Here is a 26,474-nt window from a genome sequence, read left to right as displayed (position 1 = left end):
AAGGAAAAAGATGAGAAACCACTTCGGAGGCAGAAGCCGTCAATCACTTGTGGTTGCACGCGGCTTCATTGATGCTGCTGCAAAAGGCTCAACAGCCGATGCCGCATCCCTTCTCTCTTCCGAATTGTTCTTCATCACATCTGTATTAAATTCAAATATCTCATTACGCAGAGCGATCAATGATCCATCTCGTGATGCGAAGTCAAAAGCAGTACTCCTAAAGGAAATATTTGGAAAGAGCGTCGGCGCATCTGCACTCAACGTAATCACTGGCGTCAGTGAGTTGCGCTGGTCAGCCTCTTCCGATCTTGTGGAAGTACTAGAACAACTAGCAATCGAAGCGGAAGCATCAGCTGCAAATATCGCAAATGAATTAGATCGAGTTGAAAGCGAGCTCTTCACTGTTGCTCGCGCCATCTCAACTTCTTTTGAATTGCGTAGCGCCTTGATCACCGCCGGAGCAGAAAAAGCTAAGTCATCTCTGATTGCAGAGTTACTTGGCAAAGAGAGCTCATCATCGACAATCAAACTCGTTAACCACGTTATAAATAATTGGCGTGCACGAAGTGTTGAAGCAGCCTTTGATGATTACCAATACGCACTAGCTGCACGTCGCAATCGCCTCATCGCAGTTGCTCGCACAGCAGTTGCACTCTCATCCGCTCAGTACGACCGTTTGGTTGCAGCACTGACCAAGCAACTTGGCCAACCAGTTCGAGTAAATGTTGAAGTTGATCCATCTGTTGTGGGTGGGCTTTCAGTCAAATTTGCAGATGAATTAGTTGATGGAACACTCGTAAATCGCATCGCATCAGCAGGTCGCACACTTGCTGGTAAGAGTGCGTAAAGAAGATTTAACTAGAGAAGAAAAAGGAAAAGGGAGAAAAAAATGGCGGAGCTAACGATCCGACCTGATGAAATCCGTGATGCACTCGCGAATTTTGTTAAGTCATACGATCCAGGCGTTGCAGCTCGAGACGAAGTAGGAACTGTTAGCCAAGCTGGTGACGGTATTGCTCGCGTCGAAGGTCTGCCTTCAACAATGGCGAATGAACTCTTGCAGTTCGAGAACGGAACGCTAGGTCTTGCACTTAACCTCGACGTCCGTGAAATCGGTGTTGTTATTTTGGGTGGATATGAAGGAATTGAAGAAGGAACATCAGTACGCGGAACAGGTGAAGTTCTCTCTGTTCCAGTAGGTGATGCCTTCCTTGGTCGAGTCGTTGATCCACTCGGTCGTCCAATCGATGGCAAAGGCGAAATTAAAGCCGATGCGCGTCGTGCACTTGAATTGCAGGCTCCCTCTGTAGTTCAACGTCAACCAGTTAAGGAACCACTTGCAACTGGTATTAAAGCTATTGATGCGATGACTGCTATTGGTCGTGGACAGCGTCAGTTGATTATCGGTGACCGCCAAACTGGTAAGACAGCTGTTGCAATTGACACAATCATTAATCAGCGCGAAAACTGGAAATCTGGAGATCCAAAGAAGCAAGTAAAGTGCATTTACGTTGCTATTGGTCAAAAGGGTTCAACAATTGCATCCGTTAAGGGTGCACTTGAAGAAGCTGGTGCAATGGAATACACAACCATCGTTGCATCTCCTGCATCCGATCCAGCAGGATTTAAATACCTCGCTCCATACACCGGTTCTTCAATTGGTCAGCACTGGATGTATAAAGGCGAGCACGTTCTTATTGTCTTTGATGATCTATCAAAGCAAGCAGAGGCATATCGTTCAGTCTCATTGTTGCTACGTCGTCCACCGGGCCGCGAAGCGTATCCAGGAGATGTTTTCTACTTACACTCACGTCTTCTTGAGCGTTGCGCAAAACTCTCTGACGAATTAGGTGGCGGTTCAATGACTGGACTTCCAATTATTGAAACTAAGGGAAATGACGTTTCAGCGTTCATCCCTACAAACGTTATTTCCATTACTGATGGACAGTGCTTCCTTGAAACAGATCTCTTTAACGCAGGCGTTCGCCCAGCGATTAACGTAGGTGTTTCTGTTTCTCGCGTGGGTGGTTCAGCACAAACTAAGGCGATGAAAAAGATCGCTGGTCGTTTGCGTCTTGACCTTGCACAGTTCCGCGAACTAGAAGCTTTCGCAGCATTTGGTTCAGATCTAGATGCGACATCAAAAGCGCAACTAGAGCGTGGCGCTCGCATGGTTGAACTACTTAAGCAAGGTCAGTACTCACCATATTCACTAGAACGTCAGATTGCATCAATTTGGGCTGGAACAACTGGAAAGCTCGATGACATTGCAGTTGCTGATATTCGTCGCTTTGAATCAGAACTACTTGATTACATCGCACGCGAACGCAAAGCAATCTTTGAAGTAATTTCAGAGACAAAGCAACTAGAAGATGACACTGTGAAATCACTTGAAGAAGCAGTCGTTGCATTCAAGAAAATCTTCGTTCCAACCGTTTCAGCTGCTGTCAATGAAGCAGAAGCTGCAGCACTTGAAGGTGAAGTGGCAGAACAAATTACTAAGCACGTGCCACCGGCGGTGAAGAAGTAAAAAATGGGTGCCCAACTTCGCGTTTACCGCCGACGGATGCGATCCGTTAAAGCGACCAAGAAAATTACGAAAGCAATGGAGTTAATTTCCGCTTCTCGTATTGTCAAGGCGCAGCAACGAGTCGCAGCCTCAACTCCTTATGCAAATGAGTTGACCCGTGCAGTATCTGCAGTTGCCACGTACTCATCTACAAATCACCCGTTGACTACAGCATCTGAAAATCCAAAGCGCGCAGCGATACTCATTATCTCTGCAGACCGCGGTATGGCTGGTGCCTATTCAAATAACGCGATCAAGGAAGGCGAACAACTCGCTGCCCTCATTCGCTCACGTGGATTAGAAGTTGCTTCATATCTTGTTGGTCGCAAAGCAGTTAATTACTACCGCTTCCGTAACCGCGCTATTGCTGGTTCATGGAGCGGGTTCTCTGACACACCAACGTATGAAGATGCAAAGAGCGTGGCTGACTCACTTATTCAAGCGTTCTTAGCCGATGCGCAGATGGAAAAAAGCGGTGTTGATGAAATTCACATTGTCTTTACCGAATTTAAATCTATGTTGACTCAGAGCGCACTTGCAAAGCGCATGTTGCCTCTAGAGGTTGTAGAAAGCGATGCACCAGTTTCATCTGGTTTATTGCCTATGTATGAATTCGAACCAAATGCAGAAGTAGTGCTCAACTCACTTCTTCCACGCTATATCGAGGCTCGAATTTTTAACGCAATGTTGCAATCAGCGGCTTCAGAGCACGCAGCTCGACGTCGCGCAATGAAATCAGCAACTGACAATGCTGATGAGTTAATCAAGTCCTTAACAAGACTTGCGAACGCGGCTCGTCAAGCCGAAATTACACAAGAGATCAGCGAAATTGTTGGCGGCGCAGACGCGTTGTCCTCGGCAAATGCAGGGAGTGAATGATGTCGAAAGAAAATAGCGGTAAGGGCCGCGTAGCTCGAGTAATCGGACCGGTGGTGGATATTGAATTCCCAGCCGATTCAATGCCTTCGATCTTTAACGCGCTACATGTTGATGTGACCATGAGTGGTCAGACACGTACGTTGACCCTAGAAGTTGCACAGCACATTGGAGATAACCTCGTGCGCGCAATCTCTATGCAACCAACTGATGGAATGACTCGCGGTGCACAGGTATCAGATACCGGTGCTGCGATTTCTGTTCCCGTTGGCGATGTAACAAAGGGACACGTATTTAATACTCTTGGTGAATCCTTAGATGTTCCAACCTCTTCACTCGACATCAAAGAGCGTTGGCCAATTCACCGTAACGCACCAGCTTTTGATCAGCTTGAGTCAAAGACTGAGATGTTTGAAACAGGCATCAAAGTTATCGACCTACTCACACCATATGTAAAGGGCGGAAAGATCGGCCTATTCGGTGGTGCAGGTGTTGGTAAGACAGTACTTATTCAGGAAATGATTTATCGCGTTGCTGAAAACTTCGGTGGTGTATCTGTATTCGCCGGTGTTGGTGAGCGTACTCGTGAAGGAAATGACTTATTCCTTGAAATGACAGAGACCGGCGTTATTAATAAAACAGCCTTGGTCTTCGGTCAGATGGATGAGCCACCTGGCACACGTCTTCGCGTTGCTCTTTCAGCGCTGACAATGGCTGAATACTTCCGCGATGTTCAAAAGCAGGACGTGCTCTTGTTCATCGATAACATCTTCCGCTTTACACAAGCGGGCTCTGAAGTATCAACACTTCTTGGACGTATGCCATCTGCTGTGGGTTACCAACCAACACTTGCAGATGAAATGGGTCAGCTACAAGAACGTATTACTTCAACTCGTGGTCACTCAATTACATCTATGCAGGCAATTTATGTTCCTGCAGATGACATTACTGACCCAGCGCCACACACAACATTCGCGCACTTAGATGCAACAACAGTGTTGTCTCGTCCGATTTCAGAGCTTGGTATTTACCCAGCTGTGGATCCACTTGACTCAACTTCTCGCATCTTGGATCCACGCTATATCGGTGAACACCACTTCCGTGTTGCTAACCGCATTAAGCAGATCTTGCAGCGCTACAAGGATCTACAAGACATCATTGCAATCCTTGGTATCGACGAACTTTCAGAAGAAGATCGCATTCTTGTTGGACGTGCACGTCGTATTCAACGCTTCTTGTCACAGAACACATTCGTTGCCAAGGTCTTCACTGGTATCGAAGGTTCATTCGTGCCACTAGCAGACACAATCACAGCATTTGAAGCACTTGCAGATGGAAAGTACGATCACGTTCCAGAACAGGCGTTCTTCATGTGCGGCGGACTAGATGACGTAGAACGCAAGGCTGCAGAGCTAGCAGCAAGTCTTGGAAAGTAATTAACAATGCCACTTAACGTCGAATTAGTATCGCCACAAGAGCGAGTCTGGTCAGGGCAAGCAAAGTTCATCTCTGCTCGCACTATCGAAGGTGATCTGGGTGTATTGCCAGATCACGCTCCGCTCTTTGGCGTACTAGTTGACGGCGTTGTACGTATTGATGGTGTTGATGGATCTTCCACAGAATTTAGTGTTCATGGTGGATTTATCTCAGTTTCAAATAACCGTGTTTCAATTCTGACTGAATCAACGGATGCAAAGAAATAATCGCTTAGTTATTTAAGGTGATGCTCGGTCTGAATTAAGCGCACTGTTTGGGATTTTCCTCGCATAACCAGTGACTGACTAATTGATCCATAGGACGTATATCTAATTCCACGCAGTAATTCGCCATCTGTAATGCCCGTGGCTGATAAGAAGACATCATCTGAATTAATCAAATCCCGAGTTGTAAGTACTTTATTGAGATCGTGACCAGCAGCGATTGCTCGCTCTTTTTCTTGCGCATCCTTTGGGTGAAGTTTTCCCTGTATAGATCCACCTAAACAAATCATTGCAGCAGCGGTAATAACACCTTCTGGAGTTCCACCGATTCCCATTAATAAATCAATACCAGTCTCTGGTCGCGCTGTTTCGATTGCTGCTGCAACATCGCCATCTTGAATTAAGCGAATACGCGCTCCTGCCTCACGAATATCTTTGAGCAAAACATCATGACGTGGGCGATTCAAAACAACAACGGTGATGTCTGAAACGTTCATGCGCTTTGCTTTTGCAACTGCTTGAATATTTACTTTAGCTGAAGCATTAATATCGATAACTCCAGCAGCTTCGGGGCCTGTAACAATCTTGTTCATGTAAAAAACTGCTGATGGGTCATACATCGAACCGCGTGGAGCCAATGCAATAACACTGATTGCGCCATTCATTCCATTTGCAGTCAACGATGTTCCATCAATTGGATCAACTGCAACATCACAGGCTGGTCCAAGACCATTACCAACTTCTTCGCCGTTATGAAGCATTGGTGCATCATCTTTTTCACCTTCACCGATAACAACCACACCTGACATATCAACGGTGTTAATCATTGTGCGCATTGCTTCAACGGCTGCTTTATCAGCTAAATTCTTTTCACCGCGTCCAACCCATGGCGCTGCAGCAATTGCTGCAGTTTCGGTTACCCGAACGAGTTCGAGTGCGAGGTTGCGATCTGGATTTTGCACGGTACTCATCTCTTATTCACGCTCCACATCAGCGCCGAGTGCTCGCAATTGTTCTGCAAAATTCGGATAGCCACGATCAACGTGATAAGCACCTTCAATTGTTGTTTCACCTTCGCTGACAAGGGCAGCTAAAACTAAACCAGCACCTGCTCTAATGTCGGTTGCTTCAACTGGAGCGCCTGAGAGCTGTGAAATACCGTGAATGGAGGCGTGATGGCCATCTACAGTGATTTGTGCGCCTAGTCGGGTCAATTCGTTAACAAACATAAACCGAGATTCAAAGACATTTTCAGTAACTATGGCATCACCGGTTGCAATGGAATTAAGTGCAATTACCATCGGCAATAAATCTGTGGGAAAACCAGGGTAGGGAAGAGTTGAAACATCAATTGATTGTGGACGCGAATCCATACGCACGCGAATTCCATCTTCAGTACTTGTGATGATGGCACCGGCTGAAGTGAGTTTTTCTAGTGGTAACTCAAGATCTTGTGGACGGGCTCCATGAATCGTGATGTCGCCTTTTGTCATCGCAGCAGCAAACGCCCATGTTCCGGTAATAATGCGATCAGCAATAGTGGCATGTGTGGCTGGATTTAATTTCTTAACTCCTTGGATTGTGATAACTGGAGAACCTAAGCCATCTATTTTTGCTCCCATAGAAATTAGAAATTGACCAAGGTCTACGATGTCTGGTTCGCGAGCAGCATTTTCAATTGTTGTTTTTCCTTCGGCCAAAACCGCTGCTGTCATGATGTTTTCTGTAGCACCAACGCTTGGAAAATCTAATTCGATGCTAGCCCCCTTGAGTCCTTGGGGCGCTTCTGCAACAACATAGCCATGTTCGATATGTGCTTTTGCACCGAGTGCTTCTAAACCTTTAATATGAAAATCTAAGCCGCGAGAACCAATTGCGTCGCCTCCAGGTAGTGCAACCTCAGCTTTACCTGTGCGAACAACGAGTGGACCAAGTACATTAATTGATGCGCGCATCTTTCGAACCAAGTCATAGTCTGCGCGGTGTCCCGGAGTCTCTGGAACATTAATCTTTAACTCTGAACCATTGCGATTTACTGAACAACCTAATCGTGTAAGTAAATCGGCCATGATGTCTACATCTGCAATATCTGGAACATTAGTTATTGTTGAGGTTCCAGGAGCCAAAAGCGCGGCTGCCATTAGTTTGAGAACGGAATTTTTAGCACCAGTGATGTGTACTTCACCACGTAAATTGGCACCGCCCTGGACGCGAAAGCGATCATCCTGCGCCATCGCTTCACCTCCGCACCCTCCACGTTGAAAACCCATACTTTGAGTGGTCACATCGTAACTCTCCTAATAGGCTCCACCCATGGTTCATTTAACGCGTATTTATACAAAGACAGGCGATGACGGCACTACCTCACTAGGAGATATGAGTCGAACATCCAAAAACGATCCTCGACTAGAAGCCTATGCCGATGTCGATGAAGCAAACTCATCCATTGGAGTTGTGCTCTCTACAGATGAAATAAGTGGCGATTTTCGATCACTACTAATTCGCATCCAAAACGACCTCTTCGATGTTGGCGCGGATTTGTGCACACCTGTTGTTGATGAACCAAAGATTGAACCACTTCGCGTTGTTGAATCACAAATTGCTTATCTAGAAACTCAAATAGATAAATTCAATGCCCAACTAGAACCACTGGAATCCTTCATTCTTCCATCAGGAACTCCAGCAGCATCTCACTTACATGTTGCAAGAACAGTTACACGTCGCGCAGAACGTCGCACATGGACAGCCATTCACGCCTTTGGTGGTGGAGTTAATCCTCTTACAGCTAAATATCTCAACCGTTTATCTGATCTTCTCTTTGTTCTTGCACGTGTGGCAAACAAAGAAATTGGAGATCAGTTATGGGTACCAGGAGCTAATCGCTAATTCGGGGTATAAAAATTCCTGTTATTTAGTTCTGGCGCAGGAGTGTGATGACAACTAATCGCAAGATTGCTTGCCTTTATATTGTTCAGTATTTTTCCAGAGGCATCTTTATGCTTAATTTCGCTGACTAACATAATACTTTGGAAAACCCGAGCGTTAGTGCCTTTGGAAACAGTGCGCAGAGATCCTAGAGTTTCCTCAATTTTTCCTGTATTTACATTGATTCGTTCAAAAGTTGACGTCACTTCCCACCATGAACATCTATTTTCTGAGGCGACAGTTATCGCACCACATGCAAATTCATCACACTTGGGTAGATCTGCCCGCAAGAAAACCTTTGCAGGGGAGTTGTTATCTGATGATTCACATTGCAATTGAGCAGCTGTTGGAATCTTTGCAAAGACCTCACCATTTTTAGAAAATCCAGATGGTGGCCATGCCTGACCGAAGCAGACAACTGGCTGCAAAGGTGGAAGTTTCTTCTTTTTCTTCTTTACAACCTTTTTCTTCTTCTTCACCGCCGGCTTTTTGGTAGCTGGCTTTTTCGTTTCCGTAGCAGTGGTTTTCGCACTTGGCTTTGGTGTGGCAGTTGGTGAAGCCGCGATTGCTGAAGTTGTTGAGAGAGTAAGAATTGAGATCAAAAAGAGTGCGACAAATTTTTTCAATCTCTGCTCCACTTAAATGTTCGAATAGATAGGAAGATACCCGCAATTAACCATGCCATTAATATCAAAAATGTTCGCTCTGTCTCCCATGTTCCTGCTACCTCGCGAAGTGCAAATGAATCAGGCAGGAACACCGAACGCATTCCCTGGGTCATCCACTTAAGTGGAAAAATAGCTGCCACTTGTTGCATCCATCCAGGTAAATCTGTGAATACAAAGAAAACTCCACTGAAAAACTGCAGAACAATAACAACTGGTGAAACAACCGCTGATGCCCCACGGCCACTCTTTGGCACCGTGGAAAAAGCGATACCAAGTGCCGTAGATGCCGCGCTACCTAAAACAATGAGCCAGGTAAATGTGAGCCATTTATATGGATCAGTAGGCAATTGCACACCGAAGAAAATCATTCCTCCAGCAAGTAATAAAAGAACCTGAATAGCCATACTGACAAAGACCAAAATAGATTTTCCGATGAAGTAACTAGCAACATGCATTGGGGTTCCGCGCAAACGCTTAAGAGAACCAAATTCACGTTCCATAGGAATAGTAATTGCCAATTGCTGAAATCCTGTATTCACAAGGCCAGAGGCAATCATTCCTGCCACGAAATACTGACTAAATGTCACGCCTTCTGCCAGCGTAGTTTTAAAAACGGAGCCAAATATTGCTAAGAGAATAATTGGAAATGCGAGTGTGAACACAACTGATTCACGTTGGCGCATAAATTGTCTAATTTCTAATCCACCACGTGCCACACCGAGTGCGATTGTTGTAGGCAAAGATTTATTCTGACTCATTTCTTCTCTCCAATCATGGAGAGGTAAATATCTTCAAGTGAAGGGCGCAGCACCTGTAACTCTGGGACTTCACCAGGAAATTGAGCGGATAATCTCCTAACAACTTCTGTGGGGTTATCTGTCATCTCCTCTTGCATCACGCCATCAGATTTCCACTGAACCCGCGCTTTAGCTGTAGCTCGGCCACCTAATTGTGTAGGAGTTGAAACTTCAAGAATCTTTCCGCGCGTGATTACAGCAACACGATCTGCAAGCGCTTCGGCTTCATCAAGATAATGCGTAGTCAGCAAAATAGTTGTGCCACCTTTGCGCAAGCTTTCAATCAGTGACCAAAATGCACGTCGTGCTTCTGGATCAAATCCAGTTGTTGGTTCATCGAGAAATAGGAGCTCAGGGGATCCGATAATGCCAAGTGCAACATCTAGTCGCCGACGTTGTCCGCCAGATAGCGTGCGAATGAGTGCGCTGCGTTTTTCATCAAGACCAACAGAACTAATTACTTCATCCACATCACGAGGCGTCGAATAATATTTTGCAAAGTGCAAAATTGTCTCTTCAACGGTGAGATCTCCTGCATCCGCAGTTGATTGCAAAACAATTCCAATGCGATTTCGCCATATTCGTGATTGAACGCCGCGTTGTGATGGATCAAATCCGAGTACAGAAATGGAGCCAGAGTCTGCTTTTCTAAACCCTTCTAGAATTTCTACAGTTGTTGTTTTACCCGCGCCATTTGGACCAAGGAGTGCAAAGATTTCTCCTTGGGCAATAGTGAGATCTATGCCATCTACAGCCTTTGTATCCGCGTAAGACTTGTGTAATCCTTGAACTTCAATGACGTTCATACGGCTACCTTGCCACAATTTAGAGGAAAGTGCGAGAAAATAAAGACATGAGCCCGCGAAAGAATTATCCAAAAAATAAGCGGCCCAAGAGTGATGATCGCGACATTGCAACTTCTAACCAAACTATCGAAGAACACGCAGAAGGTTCATACGTTGTTCGCAAGATCACAGGTTCAACATCAAATAAACCATATCGATGTCCGGGCTGTGATCAGATGATTCCAATGGCAACACCACACACTGTTGCGTGGCTAGAAGGTGACGAAGAAGGGCGACGTCATTGGCACAACGCATGTTGGGCAAAACGTAGTAATAGAAAACCCCGCACAGAACGTACTAGAAATGCACCGCGTTATTAATTAACCGAAACGACCATTTAACAACCTAGTTAATTTGATAATTAACTTGTCATTTCCGGCAGTGCGCTTAAAACTAGTAAAGGTAATTGGTAATTGAAAACGAGCCCGCACAATTGTTCTGGCATAAGTAAATTCTAGAATTCCTTCAGGACCGTGGATTCGTCCATAACCGCTATCTTTCACGCCACCAAATGGAACAGATGCCACCGCAGCAAATGAAATTGTGGAGTTAATAGCAACCATTCCACAGTGCAGTTGGGCAGCAATTTTCTTACCTTGGCGCTTTGACCAGACTGATGCACCCAGGCCATACCTGGAAGCATTTGAAAGAATTATTGCTTCATCCACATTCTTTACGCGGTTAATAATTATTGTTGGACCGAAAGTTTCATCCTGCATGGCCATTGAATCTTCAGGCACATCAACCAAAATAACAGGTTCAACGTATGGATCTTTAACTGATTTTGCACCACCGTAGATTGCACGACCGCCACTTTTTAGCGCATCTTTAATATGGGATTGAATAATTTCTAATTGTTTTGGCATTGTGGCTGGACCGTAGTTTCCAACCCCAGGTTCGCCAGGCTTAATGTTTTTTACTGCATCCAACATGGCTGCAATGAACTCATCTGCAACGCTTTCAACGACATAAATACGTTCAGCGCCGATACAAGTCTGTCCACCATTAGACATCGATGACCAGATTGAGTTTTCAGCAGCGCGTTTGATATCAGCGTCGTGTGCGACGATGACAGGATCTTTTCCTCCGCATTCAAGGACAACAGGAGTCATTGTCTTTGCACACGTTGCAGCCACAACCATGGCAGTTTTGGTAGATCCAGTAAACGCTAATTTATCTACGTGCGCTTCGCAGAGTGCACGGCCAGTATCGCCAAGGCCGGTAACGCAGAGGAAAATATTTGAAAATGGTGCAACTTCTGCAAACGTGCGAGCCAGCCACACACCAACGCCTGGCGTAAATTCACTTGGTTTAAATACAACGGTGTTCCCAGCAGCGAGTGCGTATGCAATAGAACCCATTGGAGTAAAAATTGGATAGTTCCATGGACCAATGACACCGACTACACCTACGGGAGAGCGTTCAACAGTTGCTGACATATTTGCCATTACCGCACCAGGTGATCTATGAGATGTGCGCATTACTTCTTGTGCATGACGTGCGGCCCACGCAAGGTGACCTGCAGCAAGGGATGCTTCAAGTTTTGCATCGCTTACAGGCTTTCCTGTCTCCATTGAAATAAGTGCGGTGCACTCTTCAATGCGTTCCATTAACAATTTGCTCCACGCTAATAAAACTTTCTTACGTCCACGAAAACCTAGTGCAACCCACTTATCTGATGCGATGCGAGCTTGAGCAACTGCGACTCGAACATCTGCATCGGTATGGATTGGAAAAGTTCCAATGGCATCGCCAGTTACTGGGTAATGTGAATCAAAGGTCTTAGCGCGTGTAGGCATCTGCAAAGAATAGTCGCTGGGTAATCTCGTTACTAGATAAGATGGCTGACATGTCCGAACTAATACGCCCGAGCACTGTTTTGCCCGGTGTGCGTACCTCATTTAATGTCAGAACAGAAGATGGCATCGATCTCGTTGGTGAAATCGCTAGACCAATCGAAAAATCAACAGGTTCAATTCTGGCGCTTCACCCGCTTCCAACCGCCGGGGGCATGATGGATAGTCATGTGTTCAAAAAAGCTGCAAATAGATTGCCAGCAATGGGTGGAATCAATGTCATTCGCTTTAATACTCGTGGCACAACAAGTGAAGCAGGAACTAGTTCAGGACACTTTGATAACGCCATATCAGAGCGCTTTGATGTTGAAGCGATGATTAATTACTGTTTCGATGAATTGAAATTAGAAAATCTATGGGTTGTTGGTTGGTCATTTGGAACTGATCTCGCACTTAAATTTGCAAGAGATAAGAGAATCCAAGGCTTAATACTCTTAAGTCCACCACTTCGTTTTTCAACTGATGAAGATTTAAATTGGTGGAGTACAGATGGGCGCCCAGTTATTGCCCTTGTTCCAGAACATGATGAGTACTTAAACCCGGATGCGGCCAGGCAAAGATTTGCACCGCTAAAACAAATTTCAATTATTGCCGTAGAAGATGCAAAACATCTATGGGTGGGAGAACCTGCTGTTTATAGAGTGCTCAGCGAAATTACTCAAGTAATTGCACCTGATCACTTGCCTTTGCCGCAAGAGTATTAAGAGTTATCAGCCCGCGGATAAACAACTTCATCAAGTATCAAAATAATTGATGCTGCAACAGGAACTGCCAGTAAACCACCGATTAATCCGAGAAGTGATGAGCCAATCAGGGCTGCAACGATTGTTACTGCGCCAGGAACTTTCAGTGTTCGCTTCATGATTCGTGGAGTAACAACATAATTTTCAATTTGTACGTAAACAATGTAAGCCACGAATGCAATGATGCCCACGGGGATTGAAACGGTGAGCGCAACAATTGTGACAACACCGCAGCCCAAGAAGTGACCAATCAAAGGAACCAGCGCACAGACAAGAACAACCATTGCGATTGCGATAGGAGAAGGAAGTCCGATGAGGGCGCCAAGTATGAGAACAAAAGTGGCACCCATAAATGCAATAACTATTTGTGCACCGACGAATGAACCAACGCGGGCAATGATGGCATTAGTTAGTTTTTCAACTCGATCACGGCGGCTCGCAGGGGCTAGGCGAACACCGAGGTTAATCATTTGTGGAAGCGATGTAATGAAATAGAGAGTGAGAACAAGAATTGTCAGGGCTGAGAAAGTACCTGAAATAACAGATTTACCAACACCTATTACTCCGCCAAATGTTGAGACCAACAGTGTGCCATTTGATGTAAATTCTTTGAGTTTTTCCTGCATGGTATCTATCAACCCAAATTGATCATTTAATCGATTAATAGTGGCATTGGCTTTGAGATCTTGCAGGAGCGCAGGCAAGTTATTAATGAGCTGAGATCCCTGTGAAACAACAGGTGGGACAACAACCCATGCAAAAAAGATGACAAATGCAATGACGCCAACAAAAATAATTGCCACAGCGCTTACTCGGGAGACTCCACGAGATCTCACAGCTTCAACTGCTGGGTTTAGTCCAGTTGCTAAGAAAAGTGCAATAAGAATAAGAACGAAAACTTGGCTGACGCTGCCGAGGGCACGAAGTAAGACAATTGCACAGAGTGCACCGAGAGCTGCAACAAAGCCGAAATAAAATGGTTGTGTGCGATTAATTGGAGCACCCATTTGACCGTAATTCGGTTTTACAACTTCTTTTTTTGTACGTGGTTTTAAAATGCGTTTTGTCAGTGCCATAAGTACATTCTAAAGCACCCGTAAGCCGATAGTGCGTACTGTGAGAGAATACGAACATGGCACTTCGAATAACTGGGCTCGGTGAAGAAATCGCCGCTGTTACAGGTTTGCCATGGCAGAGCCCTTTGGAGAATTGGCCTGAAGATCCATTACTGGCTGAAAAGCGCGGCATCTCACGCCACATCGTTCGCTTAGTTCGGGCGAGTGAAGATCCCGATGCAGAAGTGTATGCAATCAAAGAAACCGTCGCAGAGTTTGCTAATCGTGAATACAAAATATTGCGGCAACTCAAACAATTAGGTGCACCAAGTGTTGATCCAATTGCAGTTGTTGAAGGTCGCACCGATAGCACTGGCGAAGAGTTGCCGTGCGCACTTGCCACACGATTTTTGCCGTATTCATTGCCTTATCGCATTTTGCTCTCTGGAAATGTATCCGCCCACGACATAACAACAATGGCCAATGCGCTAGCGCTTTTATTAGTGCGTTTGCATTTGCTCGGATTTTGGTGGGGAGATTGTTCACTTTCAAATACGCTCTTTAGACGAGATGCTGAAGGTTTTGCTGCCTACCTTGTCGATGCAGAAACAAGTGAGTTTCAAAAGACTCTCAGTGATGGACAACGCGAACATGATTTAGAAATAGCCCACTTTAATGTGGCAGCAGAATTAGAAGACCTTGCACTCTCTGGGGTTCTCGATCCAGACATTGATCCCATTCGTGCAAGTGAAACAGTCATTAAACGCTATCGCCGTTTATGGGCCGCACTCAAAGAGCCACAAAAACTAGACCCAAGTGATCGTCACGCAGTCGAACGAGCAATGCGCGTACTTCACGATTTAGGTTTCACCGTGGAAGAAGTATCGGTTTCACTCGATGGTGAAAACAAAACTCTTATTTTCCAACCTAAACTTGTTGCAGCTGGATATCACCAAGCACGTTTGTTAGAACTCACCGGGCTTGAAACAGAAGAATTGCAAGCAAAGCGATTGCTCGCATCCTTTGATAGATATAGATCTCGAATAGAGGAACCACGCCCCCCTGTTAATCAGAGTGCACTCAAATGGCTCAATGAAGTTTTTAGACCAACACTTGCACACGTGCCACAAGAGTTAGTGGGACGAGTAGAACCCGCTCAGATGTTTCACGAAATATTGGAACATCGCTGGAACTTAAGTGAAAAAGCTGGTGGAGATGTGGGATTAGATAATGCAACTAAATCCTATATTTCTGAAATTCTTCCTTTTAGAAGTGACTCTGGCAGGATCTCCTTATGACGCTTCCACCTAATTTTGGCCGCGCGGTTGACCTTTCATCCCTTGGAAAACCAGCACCACAAGCATCCGCAACAGTTGCTGGTATTTCGATCACGCCAACAAATCTAACTCCTGATTTCCTGGAGTATTCATCAACAAAGCCAGCGATAGTTCTATGTTGGTCACCGCGCAGTCCTGAATCAATGGCAACACTTGAAATCCTTGGTGAACTCGAATCAGAGAGCAATGGCGCATGGCGACTTGGCAATGTAAATATCGATGAGCAACCTGAGGTGGCATCGGCGCTTCAAACAAAAAAAGTTCCCTATGCCGTGGCTTTTGTTGCAGGACAATTAGTTCCACTCTTTGAACAACCCTATGCAAAAGAACAAATCGCACTTGTTATTAACAAGGTCTTGGAATTATCTGCCCAGCAAGGAGTCGGTGCTCCACCTGCTGAAGTAATCGAACCTGAAGAGGAAGAAGCACTGAAGGCACTTGAAACCGGAGATTTTAAATCCGCAGAGGCTGCGTATAAGAAATTACTTGCTCGAAAGCCAAATGATGCATTCGCAAAATTAGGTTTGGCTCAAACAGAGATATTTATCCGAACAGATGGATTAAATCTGGAAACAACAAAAGCTGCGGCGCAGGCTGATCCACTTAATGTGCTTGCTGCCATGGCGTGCGCGGATATCGAAGTGATGAGCGCAGATGTTCAGCCGGCCTTTGATCGCTTATTGCACTGTGTAAGAAATTGTTCGGCTGATGAAAAAAAGAAGGCAAAAGATCATCTTCTTGCACTCTTTGCATTAGTAGATCCAAGTGATCCACGATTAATTAAAGCGCGCAGCGATTTAGCTAACGCGCTATTTTAGGAATCAGCCAGAACCTTCAGTGTTGCCAGCATCCGCCGCGCGGACATCATTGATCTGATACTTATCGATCGCCTCTTCAATGAGCTTAGCTTTGATATCACCTTGGGCTGCTAGTTGCTGAAGCGCTGAGATAACGATTGATTCTGCATCGACTTTGAAGTGACGACGAAGCGCACCACGAGTATCTGATAAACCAAAGCCATCAGTACCAAGTGCTGCAAAGGGTTGGGTAACCCATGGAGCAATTTGATCCTGCACAGCGCGCATAAAGTCTGAGACCGCAATGACTGGTCCCTTTGCACCATCTAGTTTGCTTGTGATGTAAGCAGTTCGCTGATCTTGTGGATTAAGTAAGTTGTGACGATCAACTGCAAGACCATCTCTGCGTAGCTCATTCCATGAAGTAACAGACCAGACAGAGGCTGCGACATCGAAATCTTCTGCCAATAACTTCTGTGCTTTCAGCGCCCAATTAACTCCCACACCTGATGCGAGCAACTGAACGTTTTTCTTGCTCTTGATGGTTGCTGGTGCGTATAGATAAACACCGCGCAAGAGTCCATCAACATCGAGATTTTCTGGCTCTGCAGGTTGCACATAAGGCTCGTTATAAACAGTGAGGTAGTAGAAGATATTTTCAGAGTTAGGTCCATACATACGGCGCAAACCATCTTTAACAATATGGCCAAGTTCAAAGGCAAATGCTGGATCGTATGCAACTACTGCTGGGTTAGTCGCAGCCAATAAATGCGAGTGACCATCTTCGTGTTGCAGGCCTTCTCCATTAAGCGTTGTACGTCCTGCCGTTGCGCCCACTACAAATCCACGGACAAGTTGATCAGCTGCTGCCCAGAACGCATCTCCTGTGCGCTGGAAACCAAACATTGAGTAGAAGATATAAATAGGAATCATTGGTTCATCGTGTGTGGAATATGAAGAACCTACTGCTGTAAAGGATGCAACAGAGCCTGCTTCATTAATACCTTCGTGAAGAATTACTCCCTCAGTTGATTCTTTATAGGAAAGCATGAGTTCGCGGTCAACTGACATGTACTTCTGACCATTTGGTGAATAAATCTTGAGTGTTGGGAAGAGTGAATCCAAACCAAATGTGCGCGCTTCATCAGGAATAATTGGAACAAGGCGAGAGCCAAGACCTGGATCTTTGATTAGATCTTTGAGCATGCGAACAAATGCCATTGTTGTTGCAATTTCCTGATGACCAGAGCCGCGCTTTACGGATTCATATGCAGAGTCATCTGGTTGTGCCAATGGCTTTGAAACGCTGCGGCGACGTGGAATAGATCCACCGAGTGCTTGGCGACGCTCTGCTAAGTATTTTGCCTCTGGTGAATCTGCAGGCGGACGGTAATAAGAAGGTAAGTACGCATCTAACTTGTCATCTGTCAGTGGAATCTGCAGACGATCGCGGAATTGCAAAATATCTTCCTTAGTCATCTTCTTCATCTGATGCGTTGAGTTACGACCTTCGAAGTGTGAACCAAGTGTCCAACCCTTAATTGTTTTAGCCAGAATTACAGTTGGGCGACCATTGTCTTGAACTGCTGCTGTATAGGCGGCAAATAACTTGCGGTAATCATGTCCACCACGTTGTAGTCCCCAAATTTGATCATCGCTCCAACTAGAAACCATTGCAGCTGTGCGAGGATCGCGACCAAAGAAGTGCTCGCGAATGAAGGCACCATTTTCTGCCTTAAATGTTTGGTAATCACCATCAAGAGTTGTGTTCATGATGTTAACAAGAGCGCCTTCACGATCTTGGGCAAGAAGTGGGTCCCAACCGCGTCCCCAAATAACTTTTATAACATTCCAGCCAGCGCCACCAAATACTGATTCGAGTTCTTGAATGATTTTGCCATTACCGCGCACAGGACCATCAAGGCGTTGCAAGTTACAGTTAACAACGAATGTGAGGTTATCTAACTTCTCACGTGTTGCCAGTCCAATTGCGCCCAGAGTATCTACTTCATCAACTTCGCCATCGCCTAGAAATGCCCAGACGCGTTGATCTGATGTGTCTTTAATTCCGCGGTTATGTAAGTAACGATTAAAGCGTGCTTGATAAATTGCATTGATTGGACCAATACCCATTGACACTGTTGGGAACTGCCAAAAATCTGGCATCAGACGTGGATGTGGGTATGAAGATAATCCACCAGCAGGATGTGAAAGTTCTTGGCGGAATCCATCTAACTGATCTTCGCTAAAGCGTCCTTCAAGAAATGCACGTGCATACATTCCGGGAGATGCGTGTCCCTGGAAGAAGATTTGATCTCCGCCACCTGGATGATCTTGACCACGGAAGAAGTGGTTAAAGCCAACTTCATATAAAGACGCAGAAGATGCGTATGTTGAAATATGTCCGCCCACACCAACGCCTGGACGTTGTGCGCGATGCACAAGCATCGCTGCGTTCCAACGATTAAATTGACGAATGCGTTTTTCGAGTGCTTCATCTCCAGGAAACTCTGGTTCGTGTGATGGAGAAATAGAGTTGATGTAATCAGTTGTGCGAAGTGCGGAGAGTGGAACGCCATTTTCGCGTGCATGCTTTAATAAATTGAGCATTAAGTAACGAGCGCGTACCGGTCCTGCATGTTTGAGGGCTTGATCAAAGGATGCTTGCCATTCAGCGGTTTCACTTGGGTCCACATCGACTAGCTGTTCGATGATCTGATCTGGCGCCTCAAATGTTTCGCTCATAGACGTATTCTCCACGTACTGGGCAGTTAGTGGAAATTGAAGCAATGAATAGCAGGAAAACACTTGCGCTCGCGCCAATCATTGTGTGGACTTAGCCCGTGCCAAGCAGACTGGGAGTAGCCCAAGGCGACCTTGTACTTGAGGTTGGCTATGACGATGAGTGTGATGACGAACTCCGTGCATCTATAAAAGCAATCACCGGTACTGAATTTTTAGGAAGCGATAATCACGAAGTAGTTGATGCAGTTATTTTGTGGTGGCGAGATGGTGATGGCGATCTTGTCGATGAATTAGTTGACGCACTTACCTACCTCTCTGAAGCTGGACCAATTTGGGTACTAACACCAAAACTTGGTCGCCCCTATCACGTTGAACCAAGTGAGATCCAAGATGCGGCGCCGACTGCTGGCTTAAGCCAAACATCGACGATCCCTATTTCAAAAGATTGGACCGCCACACGTCTAGTGGCACGTAAGGCCGGCAAGCGATAAGTTTGCGCACATGACACTAACAATTGGCCAAGCGGCACCAGAGTTTAATTTGATGGATCAACACGGAACAAACGTTTCACTCTCATCTTTTAAGGGAAAGAAAAACGTAGTAGTTCTTTTCTATCCATTCGCATTCTCAGGAATTTGCACAGGCGAGCTCTGTGCACTGCGTGATGACCTTGCAGCATTTCAAAATGATGACGTGCAATTGCTAGCAGTTTCTTGCGATCCAATGTATGCACAACGTGCATTCGCAGAAGCAGAAGGTTATAAATTCCCAGTGCTTGCAGACTTCTGGCCACACGGCGCCGCAGCAAAGGCATACGGTGTTTTTGATGAAGCGCGCGGTTGCTCAGTTCGCGGCACATTCGTAATTGATAAAGAAGGAATCCTGCGTTGGCAGGTCGTAAATGGTCTAGGCGATGCGCGTAACGTCGCTGATTACAAGGGTGCAATCGCATCTCTTTAATAGGTTAGACTTAGGCTTCCACTTAACGGTGGAACTTAAGGGTGCTTAGCTCAGTGGTAGAGCGTCTCGTTTACACCGAGAATGTCGGGGGTTCGAAACCCTCAGCGCCCACCAGGGAAAGAAAAACAATTACACATATTGCACTTACCAAGCCAGGGAGGCGTTATGAAAGCCAGCCCCAGCGATCAGCGCCACATTCTAGATATTCAAAATTTTGATTTCACCACTGCAACTCTAAAAAATAAAGCAGCAAATCTTCCTGAAATTGCTGAGATAAATACACTTACTATTCGTGCAAATAATGCACGCGATTTACGCATTGGCGCCCAAACAGAAGCAAGTGATGTGCAGCGCGAACTATCCCGTGCAGAAGGCGATGTTGAACAAGTTGTCTCTCGCATTACCCGCGATGAAGCTCGTCTTAACTCTGGCACCGGTTCCCCTAAAGATTTAGAGGGTTTAACTCACGAAGTAGCAACGCTTAATAAGCGCCGGGCCGAACTCGAAGAAGTAGAACTCGAAATCATGATGCGTATGGAATCTCTCAAAGAGCGCATTTCCACACTTGAAAAAGAAGAGTCCGAACTTGCAGCACAAATCGCAGACCTTGAGATTAAGAAAGAGAATGCGGTCACAGTTATTAACTCTGACCTAGAGAAAATTGCACACGAGCGAAGCGAAACTGCTAAATCTGTAGACACAGCGCTACTTGAGTTATACGAAAAAATACGTGGCGGCGGGGGATCAGGTGCTGCAGCGCTCAAGGGTGGCCAATGCGGCGGGTGCAATCTTTCAATAAACGCAGTCGAACTTAAGCGAATGTTAGATTTAAGTGAAGATGAAGTTGTTCGTTGCGAAGAATGCCGCTGCATATTGGTGCGTGGAGTTTAAGAAATGGCGAGAGCATTTACATTAACCGCAGATGGCGGATCCCGTGGCAATCCCGGTCCCGCAGGTTATGGCGCAGTTGTCAGTGAAGGCGGCAAAATTGTTGCCGAGCTCTATGACTACATCGGCGTTGCAACCAATAACGTTGCCGAATACCAAGGATTAATCGCTGGCCTCATTCACATTCACTCACTTGATCCTGATGCAACTGTTGAAGTGCAAATGGATAGCAAATTAGTTGTCGAACAGATGAGCGGACGTTGGCAGATCAAACATTCAAATATGCGCGAATTAGCGGCGCAAGCGCGCGCAGCCCACACGCCATCGCTAGTTAAGTACTCATGGATTCCGCGCGACCTTAATTCACACGCCGATCGCTTGGCTAATAAGGCACTAGATAATGAAAGCGGCGGATCAGATACTCACGCACCTGTTCAAATTAATTACCTCACAGATCGGCTGCGCTCTGATGAAGTACCAACAACTATTTACTTAATTCGCCACGGTGATACACCAATGACACCAGAGCGTCGCTTCTCTGGCGCTGGCAAGAACGACCCAGGGTTATCTGATGCCGGACTTGCACAAGCCGCAGCAGTTGCAGAAGTTATTGAAGAAATAAAGCCAGATGTATTAATCGCATCCCCACTCAAGCGAGCGCAACAAACTGCGCAAGCAATCGCGCAATCAACACATCTACAAGTAATTGATGATGAGATATGGACAGAACTTTCCTTTGGCCACTGGGATGGCTTAACTAATCAAGAAGTTCGCGAAAAATTCGGCGAAGAATATGAAGCATGGCTTTCATCCACAGCCGTGGCACCTAAAGATGGTGAATCACATAACTCTATTGCAGCTCGTGTTGAAGCGGGTTTAAGTCACTTAGTTGACACATACCCAGGTAAAAAAGTTGTGGTTGTAACTCACAACATGGTTATTCGCCACGCAATTCGCATAACAGTTGGGGCACCTATCGAAGGTGTATTCCACATAGACATCACTCCAGCATCGATTACATCTATGACTATTTGGCCTAGTGATGGATTGCGTTGCTTGCGCATGGTCAGCAACGACGCACATTTAAGTTAATTCACGCGTAAATAAATCACGTTTACTAATCACTAATCTCTGTCGTATCCTTAACTACTGAAGAGTCGCCCGGATCACCGCGTTGTCGCAAGACACCGAGGAAAGTCCGGACTTCACAGAGCAAGGCGGTGGGTAACACCCACCCGGAGCAATCCGCGGGAACAGTGCAACAGAAAGTAAACCGCCAATAGAAATATTGGTAAGGATGAAACGGTGGTGTAAGAGACCACCAGTAATTGCAGTAATGCAGTTAGCTATGTAAACCCCGCCTGAAGCAAGACCACGCAGTTGGCGTTCGAGTGCTGCTCGCACGAGTCAACGGGTAGGTTGCTTGATTACGTAAGTGATTACGTAACTAGATGGATGGTGATCGGTTCGCAAGAACCACAGGATCCGGCTTATAGGGCGACTCTTCTTCAACCTATCTTCTCTGCAGCTTTATGGGCATCGACTGAGGGTAATTCTGTACTTTAAATCACAATTCATGTGAGAGTCTTTCTCAAATAGTCGCCTAAAAAGTGGCAACTGGTAAAGTTTTTCCATGCGCATGGTGGCTAAAAGCAGTAAGCGAATAGCCTTACTCTTTGCCATTTTCTTGGCAGTATTTTCAACTGGAATGGTGATTGCTCATCAATGCCAATCCATCTCCAGCAATCAGGCAACGATGCAGCACAACCATGTGGATCATGATTCTGCCCTGACGACAGTGACAAAAACTCTGAACGTTGCTTCTAATACGGAGCGATTTATAGATAGCGGATGTGCGGCACTTTTCTTCGTTGTGCTTCTATTTGGTAGAAAATTATTTAATTTAAGAGCCCCAAAGTCTCGTTTGAATAGTTTTGTGAACTCAGTTCGTGTCTTAGCGGCTATTTATCGACCCCAAGTTTTCCATCTTGCTCTTTCTCGCCCTCAATTGGGAGTCATCCGCATCTAATCCTTCTTCGATTTAAAGAACTGTTTTATCAAATCGAGAAAAGGACTAAAAATGTTAAAGAAAACTGTTTTATTGCTCGCCGTTATTTCCCTTCCCTTCTTCAGTCATTCCGCATCGGCTAGTTCACATGCCAATTCTCTAAAAAATCTAGGCATGAATGAAATCATGTTCGCTCAAGGCATGATTCCCCATCACCAACAAGCCATAGATATGTCCAACATGGCCCTCAAAAATGGCGCCAGCCCAGAAGTAAAGAAGCTTGCTAAGGAAATTATTGCTGCGCAAGGAAAAGAGATTAGTCAGTTGAAGTATTGGCTGACAGCTACTAAGTCATCAATGACAATGGGACACGACATGGGTATGGGCGGCATGCTCTCTAAAAGCGACCTGATTGCTCTTAAGAAACTTAAAGGCACCAAATTCGATACTGCTTTCCTTAAAGCGATGATTGCTCATCATGAAGGTGCTTTAGATATGGTCTCTATGCTTGATCGCACAAAAAATAGTGAAGCCAAGAAGATTGCAACCGATATCCGAACAGGACAATCTGCTGAAATTACACTCATGAAGAAATTACTTACTAAGAGTAAATAAGGTCCAAGGTCAATAATATGAAGAGAGTCATCGCCTCACTGCTTGTTCTCGCTTTCATGGTGCAGTCTGTTCAAGCTCAGGCTGCACCAACGGTGGCATCTGTGCAGCGTGATATTGACCGACTAAGAACTTTGGCTGCCGAAAAATATGAAGCAGCAAACGAAGCGAAGATAAGAATTAAATCACTTCAGAAGGAGACGGGGGCACTGCAACAACGTGAGGTGGTAATTCAAGAAGAATTACGGATTGTAAGCAAAGTTTTAGCAAAAATTGCAATTTCTGAATTTCAAGGAAGTGGTTTTGGTGGAACATTTGAATTACTATTTTCATCTGACCCAACGAAGTACCTTTCCGATGCCTCGGTATTAGATAGCTTAAGCAAAGGATATTCAAAGCAGTTGCGGGAATTTGAAACAACAAAACAAAAAGTCCAAGCCACACAGTTGGTAATTGCAGATCGTACTTCGCTGCTAATTGCTGAGGAGAAACGACTTAATCGCCAAGTTCTGGAAGCAAAGAGTGCATTGCTTAAGGCCGAAAAACTTCTTAAATCACTTGCGAAGGCGGATAGAGAACGTCTTCTTCGAGAAGAAGCCGCTCGAGAAAATAAGATACTAAATGATTCAAAAGGATATGCCGCTTCTTATAAGGGTGACAACACCCGCGGATCCATTGCACTCAAGTTCGCACTACAACAAATTGGTGATATTTATGTATGGGCAGCTGCTGGTCCAACAAGATGGGATTGTTCGGGATTAACTATGCGAGCATTCCAAAAGGCAGGCATTTCTCTGCCTCACTCTTCACGAGTGCAAGTTAAATACGGAAAGTCAGTCGCTTACTCGAATGTAAAGCCGGGGGATTTACTCTTCTTTGGTAAACCAATTAGCCATGTCTCGATATATATGGGCGGCGGAAAAATGGTTCAAGCTCCAAGACCAGGCAAAAAAGTCGAAGTAGTGCCGTTAACGAAAATGTTTGGAAGAAAGCCATTTGTTGGAGCCAGAAGGCTATGAAGTTAATCCATAAAAACTTTCTTGTTGCCGCAATGATTTTTGTTCTTGCATTCTCGACCCCAATGAGTGCAAGCCATGCAACATCCCATAAACCCACACTTGCACAAATTGAAGCTGCGAAAAAAGCTGAATTAGCAAAGAAAAAAATCGCAGATGAAGCATTAAAAAAACTAGCACGCGCAAAGGGAAACCTAAAGCAGTTGAGTGCTATCGCGGATCAAGCACAGAAAAAATATACGGTCGCAAAGGCAGATTTATTAGTGGCCACTCGTGAATTAAATTCTGCAAATGAATCCTATTTAGTAGCAGCAGCCGAAGTTTCTGCGACCCATCGTGAAATTGGAAAGTTGGCCATCCATGCTTATGTAAATGGTGGTGGCCTTTCAGATCTTGAATCTATTTTGAGTTCTAGTGGCCCTCAAGAAATAATGGACAAATTATCAACTTTAGAAAATTTAGGTGTTGGCAATAGAACCTCACTGAAGAGATTTAAGGCCGCTGAAGATATTGCTCAGCGAGCTAAGGCAGTTGCTGAAGTAGCCAAGCAAAAGCAGTTAGAAGTTACCGAACGTGTGGCATCAGCAAAGAAAGAAGCCGATGATGCACAGGCTGAACAACAAAAAGAAGTTAATAAACTTCAAGCAGTTCAGGATCAATTGCAACGAGACCTTGCATCAGCCAAGAGAGTTCGTATAACTCTCGAGCAAAAACGCCAACTAGCAATCTTGGAAGAAACTCGATCTAATGAAGCCGGTAAAGTTAAGAATCAATCTAAAGTTTGGAAAACTGGTGGGCCTACTGGTGCTACGAAGTCACGAACAACCGAAGAACAGCGATTAAAAGCGGTTGAATTTGCTAAGCGGCAAGTTCTAGCGAAAAAGCCGTATGTATGGGGTAGCGAAGGACCTAACTCCTTTGATTGCTCGGGACTTGTCTATGCCGCATACAAATATGCCGGTCTTGGTTGGCCTATTTGGGATCGCCTTAACTCAGGATTGTTTTATACCTATACCAAGCAGATTCCTATTGCTGAAATGCAGCCAGGAGACTTAATTTTCTATTCATACAAGGGAACTCAAAGCACCATCCACCACATGAGCATTTACGCAGGTGGCGGAATGATGTGGGAAGCAAGATCAACTGCAACAGGTCTGAGGTATTCAAATATTTACAGCGTCTCCGGAATGATGCCGTATGCGGGCAGAGTGTGAAAGAAATTAATTACTACAGAGAATCGAGAAAGATATGAAAAAGTTAGAGGCTAAGGGCTTGAAGCTCAGTTTCTCCATCTTCGCGATCGTTGCTTTGATGGCGGTTGGCAATAGCGCAAGTGCAGAAACTCTTGATTCCGTCTCACATATACATCATGTGAAAGTCGTGGAAAACAAAGTGCATGTCTTAACTCATGAGGGCCTTTATGAGCTAGTTAGCAGGAATGATATGAAGTTAGTTGGAAAAGAAAAGATTGATGTGATGGGGTTTACAACTTTAGGTAAGGCATTGCTGGCAAGCGGACACCCTGCAGTAGGTTCCAAGATGCCAAACCCAATAGGAGTGATGAAATCCCTTGATGGCGGATTAACGTGGAAAGCTATCTCTTTAGTTGGAAAAGTTGATTTCCACTTTTTAGAAGGTGCCGGAAGTGATTTATACGGTGCAGATTCACAGAGCGGAAATTTGATGTATTCACCAGATTCCGGAAAGACTTGGAGCTCTCTAGGAACAAACACTTTTACAGATATTGCTGTTTCACCCGAGATGCCAGCAATGGCTATTGCAATTAAGAATTCTGAATTGCTTCTCACTGACAATGCCTTCAAATCAGCAAGTAAAATTAAGAATAAGCTAAAAATTACTCAGATCGAATGGCGCAAATCGGGTCTCTATGCGTTAAGTGGCACCTCGCTTTACAAGTCAACAAATTCTGGCAAAACGTGGACAAAGCAGAGTACATTTAAAGGTGCTCCAGGGATTCTTAGCGTTAGTGATCAGATGATGCTGGTGACTGTGGGCTCAGAAATCTATACATCAAAAAATGAAGGCAAAAAATTCAAGATATTTTCTTAGTGCGGCT

Annotated in this window: 27 protein-coding genes, 1 tRNA gene and 1 other RNA gene; 21 read left to right on the top strand and 8 right to left on the bottom strand. The window is 45.2% G+C overall.

The features are described from left to right. The first annotated feature begins 10 nt into the window (after window positions 1-10). From PHILAsVB114_RS05775 to PHILAsVB114_RS05755, 5 genes are read left to right on the top strand one after another with little or no spacing between them, the layout of a single operon-like run. Window positions 11-847, top strand: a complete 837-nt coding sequence (locus PHILAsVB114_RS05775) for a F0F1 ATP synthase subunit delta (protein ID WP_095698418.1) — start codon at window positions 11-13, stop codon at window positions 845-847. Between the two features lie 42 nt (window positions 848-889). Continuing rightward, window positions 890-2,530, top strand: a complete 1,641-nt coding sequence (gene atpA, locus PHILAsVB114_RS05770; RefSeq protein ID WP_095698417.1) for a F0F1 ATP synthase subunit alpha — start codon at window positions 890-892, stop codon at window positions 2,528-2,530. Window positions 2,531-2,533: 3 nt separating this feature from the next. Next, window positions 2,534-3,448: a F0F1 ATP synthase subunit gamma gene (locus tag PHILAsVB114_RS05765; protein WP_095698416.1), complete on the top strand. Its 915-nt coding sequence runs from the start codon at window positions 2,534-2,536 to the stop codon at window positions 3,446-3,448. Then, on the top strand, window positions 3,448-4,881 hold the full coding sequence (gene atpD, locus PHILAsVB114_RS05760) for a F0F1 ATP synthase subunit beta (protein ID WP_095698415.1): 1,434 nt from the start codon (window positions 3,448-3,450) through the stop codon (window positions 4,879-4,881). The genes PHILAsVB114_RS05765 and atpD overlap by 1 nt, the downstream gene beginning before the upstream one ends. Window positions 4,882-4,887: 6 nt before the next feature. After that, window positions 4,888-5,148, top strand: coding sequence for a F0F1 ATP synthase subunit epsilon (locus tag PHILAsVB114_RS05755; protein ID WP_095698414.1), 261 nt, complete (start codon window positions 4,888-4,890; stop codon window positions 5,146-5,148). Window positions 5,149-5,156: 8 nt separating this feature from the next. Here PHILAsVB114_RS05755 and glpX read toward each other — a convergent pair whose 3' ends face one another. Both glpX and murA read right to left on the bottom strand, forming a co-directional pair. Next, entirely contained in the window at window positions 5,157-6,116 is a 960-nt protein-coding gene (glpX, locus tag PHILAsVB114_RS05750) for a class II fructose-bisphosphatase (protein WP_095698413.1), read from the bottom strand. A gap of 3 nt (window positions 6,117-6,119) precedes the next feature. Then, window positions 6,120-7,379, bottom strand: a complete 1,260-nt coding sequence (gene murA, locus PHILAsVB114_RS05745; protein ID WP_095698692.1) for a UDP-N-acetylglucosamine 1-carboxyvinyltransferase — start codon at window positions 7,377-7,379, stop codon at window positions 6,120-6,122. Window positions 7,380-7,458: 79 nt separating this feature from the next. On the opposite strand from murA, the gene PHILAsVB114_RS05740 reads away from it, so the two are divergent. Then, the gene (locus PHILAsVB114_RS05740) at window positions 7,459-8,031 is read left to right on the top strand and encodes a cob(I)yrinic acid a,c-diamide adenosyltransferase (protein ID WP_095698412.1); all 573 of its coding nucleotides are present in this window, start codon (window positions 7,459-7,461) and stop codon (window positions 8,029-8,031) included. Here PHILAsVB114_RS05740 and PHILAsVB114_RS05735 read toward each other — a convergent pair. From PHILAsVB114_RS05735 to PHILAsVB114_RS05725, 3 genes are read right to left on the bottom strand one after another with little or no spacing between them, the layout of a single operon-like run. Continuing rightward, the gene (locus PHILAsVB114_RS05735; RefSeq protein WP_095698411.1) at window positions 8,028-8,696 is read right to left on the bottom strand and encodes a hypothetical protein; all 669 of its coding nucleotides are present in this window, start codon (window positions 8,694-8,696) and stop codon (window positions 8,028-8,030) included. The genes PHILAsVB114_RS05740 and PHILAsVB114_RS05735 overlap by 4 nt on opposite strands. After that, window positions 8,693-9,496 (bottom strand): ABC transporter permease, encoded by an 804-nt coding sequence (locus tag PHILAsVB114_RS05730; protein WP_095698410.1) that lies wholly within the window; start codon window positions 9,494-9,496, stop codon window positions 8,693-8,695. The genes PHILAsVB114_RS05735 and PHILAsVB114_RS05730 overlap by 4 nt, the downstream gene beginning before the upstream one ends. After that, window positions 9,493-10,341, bottom strand: a complete 849-nt coding sequence (locus PHILAsVB114_RS05725) for an ABC transporter ATP-binding protein (RefSeq protein ID WP_095698409.1) — start codon at window positions 10,339-10,341, stop codon at window positions 9,493-9,495. Before PHILAsVB114_RS05725 ends, PHILAsVB114_RS05730 begins: the two co-directional genes overlap by 4 nt. Window positions 10,342-10,388: 47 nt before the next feature. Here PHILAsVB114_RS05725 and PHILAsVB114_RS05720 point away from each other — a divergent pair, with 47 nt between their 5' ends. Further along, complete coding sequence (locus PHILAsVB114_RS05720; RefSeq protein WP_095698408.1) at window positions 10,389-10,700, top strand: Rv1322 family protein; 312 nt, start codon at window positions 10,389-10,391, stop codon at window positions 10,698-10,700. Here the strand turns inward: PHILAsVB114_RS05720 and PHILAsVB114_RS05715 are convergent, their stop codons facing one another. Continuing rightward, entirely contained in the window at window positions 10,701-12,179 is a 1,479-nt protein-coding gene (locus PHILAsVB114_RS05715; RefSeq protein WP_095698407.1) for an aldehyde dehydrogenase family protein, read from the bottom strand. 50 nt (window positions 12,180-12,229) lie between these two features. On the opposite strand from PHILAsVB114_RS05715, the gene PHILAsVB114_RS05710 reads away from it, so the two are divergent. Beyond that, on the top strand, window positions 12,230-12,940 hold the full coding sequence (locus PHILAsVB114_RS05710; protein ID WP_095698691.1) for an alpha/beta hydrolase: 711 nt from the start codon (window positions 12,230-12,232) through the stop codon (window positions 12,938-12,940). Here the strand turns inward: PHILAsVB114_RS05710 and PHILAsVB114_RS05705 are convergent. After that, window positions 12,937-14,055 carry an AI-2E family transporter gene (locus PHILAsVB114_RS05705; RefSeq protein WP_095698406.1) on the bottom strand — a complete coding sequence of 373 codons (1,119 nt, stop codon included), beginning with the start codon at window positions 14,053-14,055 and terminating at the stop codon, window positions 12,937-12,939. The two genes, PHILAsVB114_RS05710 and PHILAsVB114_RS05705, sit on opposite strands and share 4 nt — an antisense overlap. 56 nt (window positions 14,056-14,111) lie before the next feature. Here PHILAsVB114_RS05705 and PHILAsVB114_RS05700 point away from each other — a divergent pair, with 56 nt between their 5' ends. Beyond that, the gene (locus PHILAsVB114_RS05700; protein WP_095698405.1) at window positions 14,112-15,332 is read left to right on the top strand and encodes a DUF4032 domain-containing protein; all 1,221 of its coding nucleotides are present in this window, start codon (window positions 14,112-14,114) and stop codon (window positions 15,330-15,332) included. Beyond that, on the top strand, window positions 15,329-16,189 hold the full coding sequence (locus PHILAsVB114_RS05695) for a co-chaperone YbbN (protein ID WP_095698404.1): 861 nt from the start codon (window positions 15,329-15,331) through the stop codon (window positions 16,187-16,189). Before PHILAsVB114_RS05700 ends, PHILAsVB114_RS05695 begins: the two co-directional genes overlap by 4 nt. A 3-nt stretch (window positions 16,190-16,192) precedes the next feature. On the opposite strand, the gene aceE is transcribed toward PHILAsVB114_RS05695, so the two are convergent. Further along, window positions 16,193-18,913: a pyruvate dehydrogenase (acetyl-transferring), homodimeric type gene (aceE, locus tag PHILAsVB114_RS05690; RefSeq protein WP_095698403.1), complete on the bottom strand. Its 2,721-nt coding sequence runs from the start codon at window positions 18,911-18,913 to the stop codon at window positions 16,193-16,195. A 110-nt stretch (window positions 18,914-19,023) separates the two neighbouring features. Between aceE and PHILAsVB114_RS05685 the strand changes: the two genes are divergently transcribed. From PHILAsVB114_RS05685 to PHILAsVB114_RS05635, 11 genes are all read left to right on the top strand, one after another. Beyond that, a complete protein-coding gene (locus PHILAsVB114_RS05685; RefSeq protein ID WP_095698690.1) occupies window positions 19,024-19,404 on the top strand; it encodes a DUF3052 domain-containing protein in 381 nt (126 codons plus the stop codon). Between the two features lie 10 nt (window positions 19,405-19,414). Beyond that, window positions 19,415-19,873: a peroxiredoxin gene (locus PHILAsVB114_RS05680; protein WP_095698402.1), complete on the top strand. Its 459-nt coding sequence runs from the start codon at window positions 19,415-19,417 to the stop codon at window positions 19,871-19,873. Between the two features lie 39 nt (window positions 19,874-19,912). Then, window positions 19,913-19,987: transfer RNA gene (locus PHILAsVB114_RS05675), tRNA-Val, on the top strand. 51 nt (window positions 19,988-20,038) lie between these two features. Continuing rightward, window positions 20,039-20,764 carry a zinc ribbon domain-containing protein gene (locus PHILAsVB114_RS05670; protein ID WP_095698401.1) on the top strand — a complete coding sequence of 242 codons (726 nt, stop codon included), beginning with the start codon at window positions 20,039-20,041 and terminating at the stop codon, window positions 20,762-20,764. A gap of 3 nt (window positions 20,765-20,767) precedes the next feature. Beyond that, window positions 20,768-21,853: a bifunctional RNase H/acid phosphatase gene (locus PHILAsVB114_RS05665; protein WP_095698400.1), complete on the top strand. Its 1,086-nt coding sequence runs from the start codon at window positions 20,768-20,770 to the stop codon at window positions 21,851-21,853. A gap of 61 nt (window positions 21,854-21,914) precedes the next feature. Then, window positions 21,915-22,270: RNase P RNA component class A (gene rnpB, locus PHILAsVB114_RS05660), an RNA gene on the top strand. 124 nt (window positions 22,271-22,394) lie between these two features. Further along, a complete protein-coding gene (locus tag PHILAsVB114_RS05655; protein ID WP_095698399.1) occupies window positions 22,395-22,790 on the top strand; it encodes a hypothetical protein in 396 nt (131 codons plus the stop codon). A 153-nt stretch (window positions 22,791-22,943) separates the two neighbouring features. Continuing rightward, window positions 22,944-23,384, top strand: a complete 441-nt coding sequence (locus PHILAsVB114_RS05650) for a DUF305 domain-containing protein (RefSeq protein WP_204246778.1) — start codon at window positions 22,944-22,946, stop codon at window positions 23,382-23,384. 17 nt (window positions 23,385-23,401) lie between these two features. Further along, entirely contained in the window at window positions 23,402-24,400 is a 999-nt protein-coding gene (locus PHILAsVB114_RS05645) for a C40 family peptidase (RefSeq protein WP_095698397.1), read from the top strand. Continuing rightward, a complete protein-coding gene (locus PHILAsVB114_RS05640) occupies window positions 24,397-25,611 on the top strand; it encodes a C40 family peptidase (RefSeq protein ID WP_204246777.1) in 1,215 nt (404 codons plus the stop codon). Before PHILAsVB114_RS05645 ends, PHILAsVB114_RS05640 begins: the two co-directional genes overlap by 4 nt. Before the next feature lie 34 nt (window positions 25,612-25,645). Beyond that, window positions 25,646-26,467: a WD40/YVTN/BNR-like repeat-containing protein gene (locus PHILAsVB114_RS05635; RefSeq protein ID WP_095698396.1), complete on the top strand. Its 822-nt coding sequence runs from the start codon at window positions 25,646-25,648 to the stop codon at window positions 26,465-26,467. The last annotated feature ends 7 nt before the right edge of the window (window positions 26,468-26,474 follow it).

The organism is Candidatus Planktophila limnetica (assembly GCF_002288365.1).
Taxonomy (GTDB): domain Bacteria; phylum Actinomycetota; class Actinomycetes; order Nanopelagicales; family Nanopelagicaceae; genus Planktophila; species Planktophila limnetica.
Note: the sequence above shows the minus strand (reverse complement) of the source record. Positions and strands in the feature narration are given on the sequence as shown.

Bases quoted from the DNA above. Each gene is read 5' to 3' on its own strand.
- PHILAsVB114_RS05695 (WP_095698404.1), top strand. From the start codon at position 15,329: ATGACGCTTCCACCTAATTTTGGCCGCGCGGTTGACCTTTCATCCCTT.
- PHILAsVB114_RS05665 (WP_095698400.1), top strand. From the start codon at position 20,768: ATGGCGAGAGCATTTACATTAACCGCAGATGGCGGATCCCGTGGCAAT.
- PHILAsVB114_RS05740 (WP_095698412.1), top strand. From the start codon at position 7,459: ATGGTTCATTTAACGCGTATTTATACAAAGACAGGCGATGACGGCACT.
- PHILAsVB114_RS05670 (WP_095698401.1), top strand. From the start codon at position 20,039: ATGAAAGCCAGCCCCAGCGATCAGCGCCACATTCTAGATATTCAAAAT.
- PHILAsVB114_RS05710 (WP_095698691.1), top strand. From the start codon at position 12,230: ATGTCCGAACTAATACGCCCGAGCACTGTTTTGCCCGGTGTGCGTACC.
- aceE (WP_095698403.1), bottom strand. From the start codon at position 18,913: ATGAGCGAAACATTTGAGGCGCCAGATCAGATCATCGAACAGCTAGTC.
- PHILAsVB114_RS05645 (WP_095698397.1), top strand. From the start codon at position 23,402: ATGAAGAGAGTCATCGCCTCACTGCTTGTTCTCGCTTTCATGGTGCAG.
- PHILAsVB114_RS05730 (WP_095698410.1), bottom strand. From the start codon at position 9,496: ATGAGTCAGAATAAATCTTTGCCTACAACAATCGCACTCGGTGTGGCA.
- PHILAsVB114_RS05775 (WP_095698418.1), top strand. From the start codon at position 11: ATGAGAAACCACTTCGGAGGCAGAAGCCGTCAATCACTTGTGGTTGCA.
- PHILAsVB114_RS05700 (WP_095698405.1), top strand. From the start codon at position 14,112: ATGGCACTTCGAATAACTGGGCTCGGTGAAGAAATCGCCGCTGTTACA.
- PHILAsVB114_RS05650 (WP_204246778.1), top strand. From the start codon at position 22,944: ATGAATGAAATCATGTTCGCTCAAGGCATGATTCCCCATCACCAACAA.
- PHILAsVB114_RS05640 (WP_204246777.1), top strand. From the start codon at position 24,397: ATGAAGTTAATCCATAAAAACTTTCTTGTTGCCGCAATGATTTTTGTT.
- PHILAsVB114_RS05765 (WP_095698416.1), top strand. From the start codon at position 2,534: ATGGGTGCCCAACTTCGCGTTTACCGCCGACGGATGCGATCCGTTAAA.
- PHILAsVB114_RS05705 (WP_095698406.1), bottom strand. From the start codon at position 14,055: ATGGCACTGACAAAACGCATTTTAAAACCACGTACAAAAAAAGAAGTT.
- glpX (WP_095698413.1), bottom strand. From the start codon at position 6,116: ATGAGTACCGTGCAAAATCCAGATCGCAACCTCGCACTCGAACTCGTT.
- PHILAsVB114_RS05655 (WP_095698399.1), top strand. From the start codon at position 22,395: ATGCGCATGGTGGCTAAAAGCAGTAAGCGAATAGCCTTACTCTTTGCC.
- atpA (WP_095698417.1), top strand. From the start codon at position 890: ATGGCGGAGCTAACGATCCGACCTGATGAAATCCGTGATGCACTCGCG.
- PHILAsVB114_RS05755 (WP_095698414.1), top strand. From the start codon at position 4,888: ATGCCACTTAACGTCGAATTAGTATCGCCACAAGAGCGAGTCTGGTCA.
- murA (WP_095698692.1), bottom strand. From the start codon at position 7,379: ATGGCGCAGGATGATCGCTTTCGCGTCCAGGGCGGTGCCAATTTACGT.
- PHILAsVB114_RS05715 (WP_095698407.1), bottom strand. From the start codon at position 12,179: ATGCCTACACGCGCTAAGACCTTTGATTCACATTACCCAGTAACTGGC.
- PHILAsVB114_RS05680 (WP_095698402.1), top strand. From the start codon at position 19,415: ATGACACTAACAATTGGCCAAGCGGCACCAGAGTTTAATTTGATGGAT.
- PHILAsVB114_RS05635 (WP_095698396.1), top strand. From the start codon at position 25,646: ATGAAAAAGTTAGAGGCTAAGGGCTTGAAGCTCAGTTTCTCCATCTTC.
- atpD (WP_095698415.1), top strand. From the start codon at position 3,448: ATGTCGAAAGAAAATAGCGGTAAGGGCCGCGTAGCTCGAGTAATCGGA.
- PHILAsVB114_RS05725 (WP_095698409.1), bottom strand. From the start codon at position 10,341: ATGAACGTCATTGAAGTTCAAGGATTACACAAGTCTTACGCGGATACA.
- PHILAsVB114_RS05720 (WP_095698408.1), top strand. From the start codon at position 10,389: ATGAGCCCGCGAAAGAATTATCCAAAAAATAAGCGGCCCAAGAGTGAT.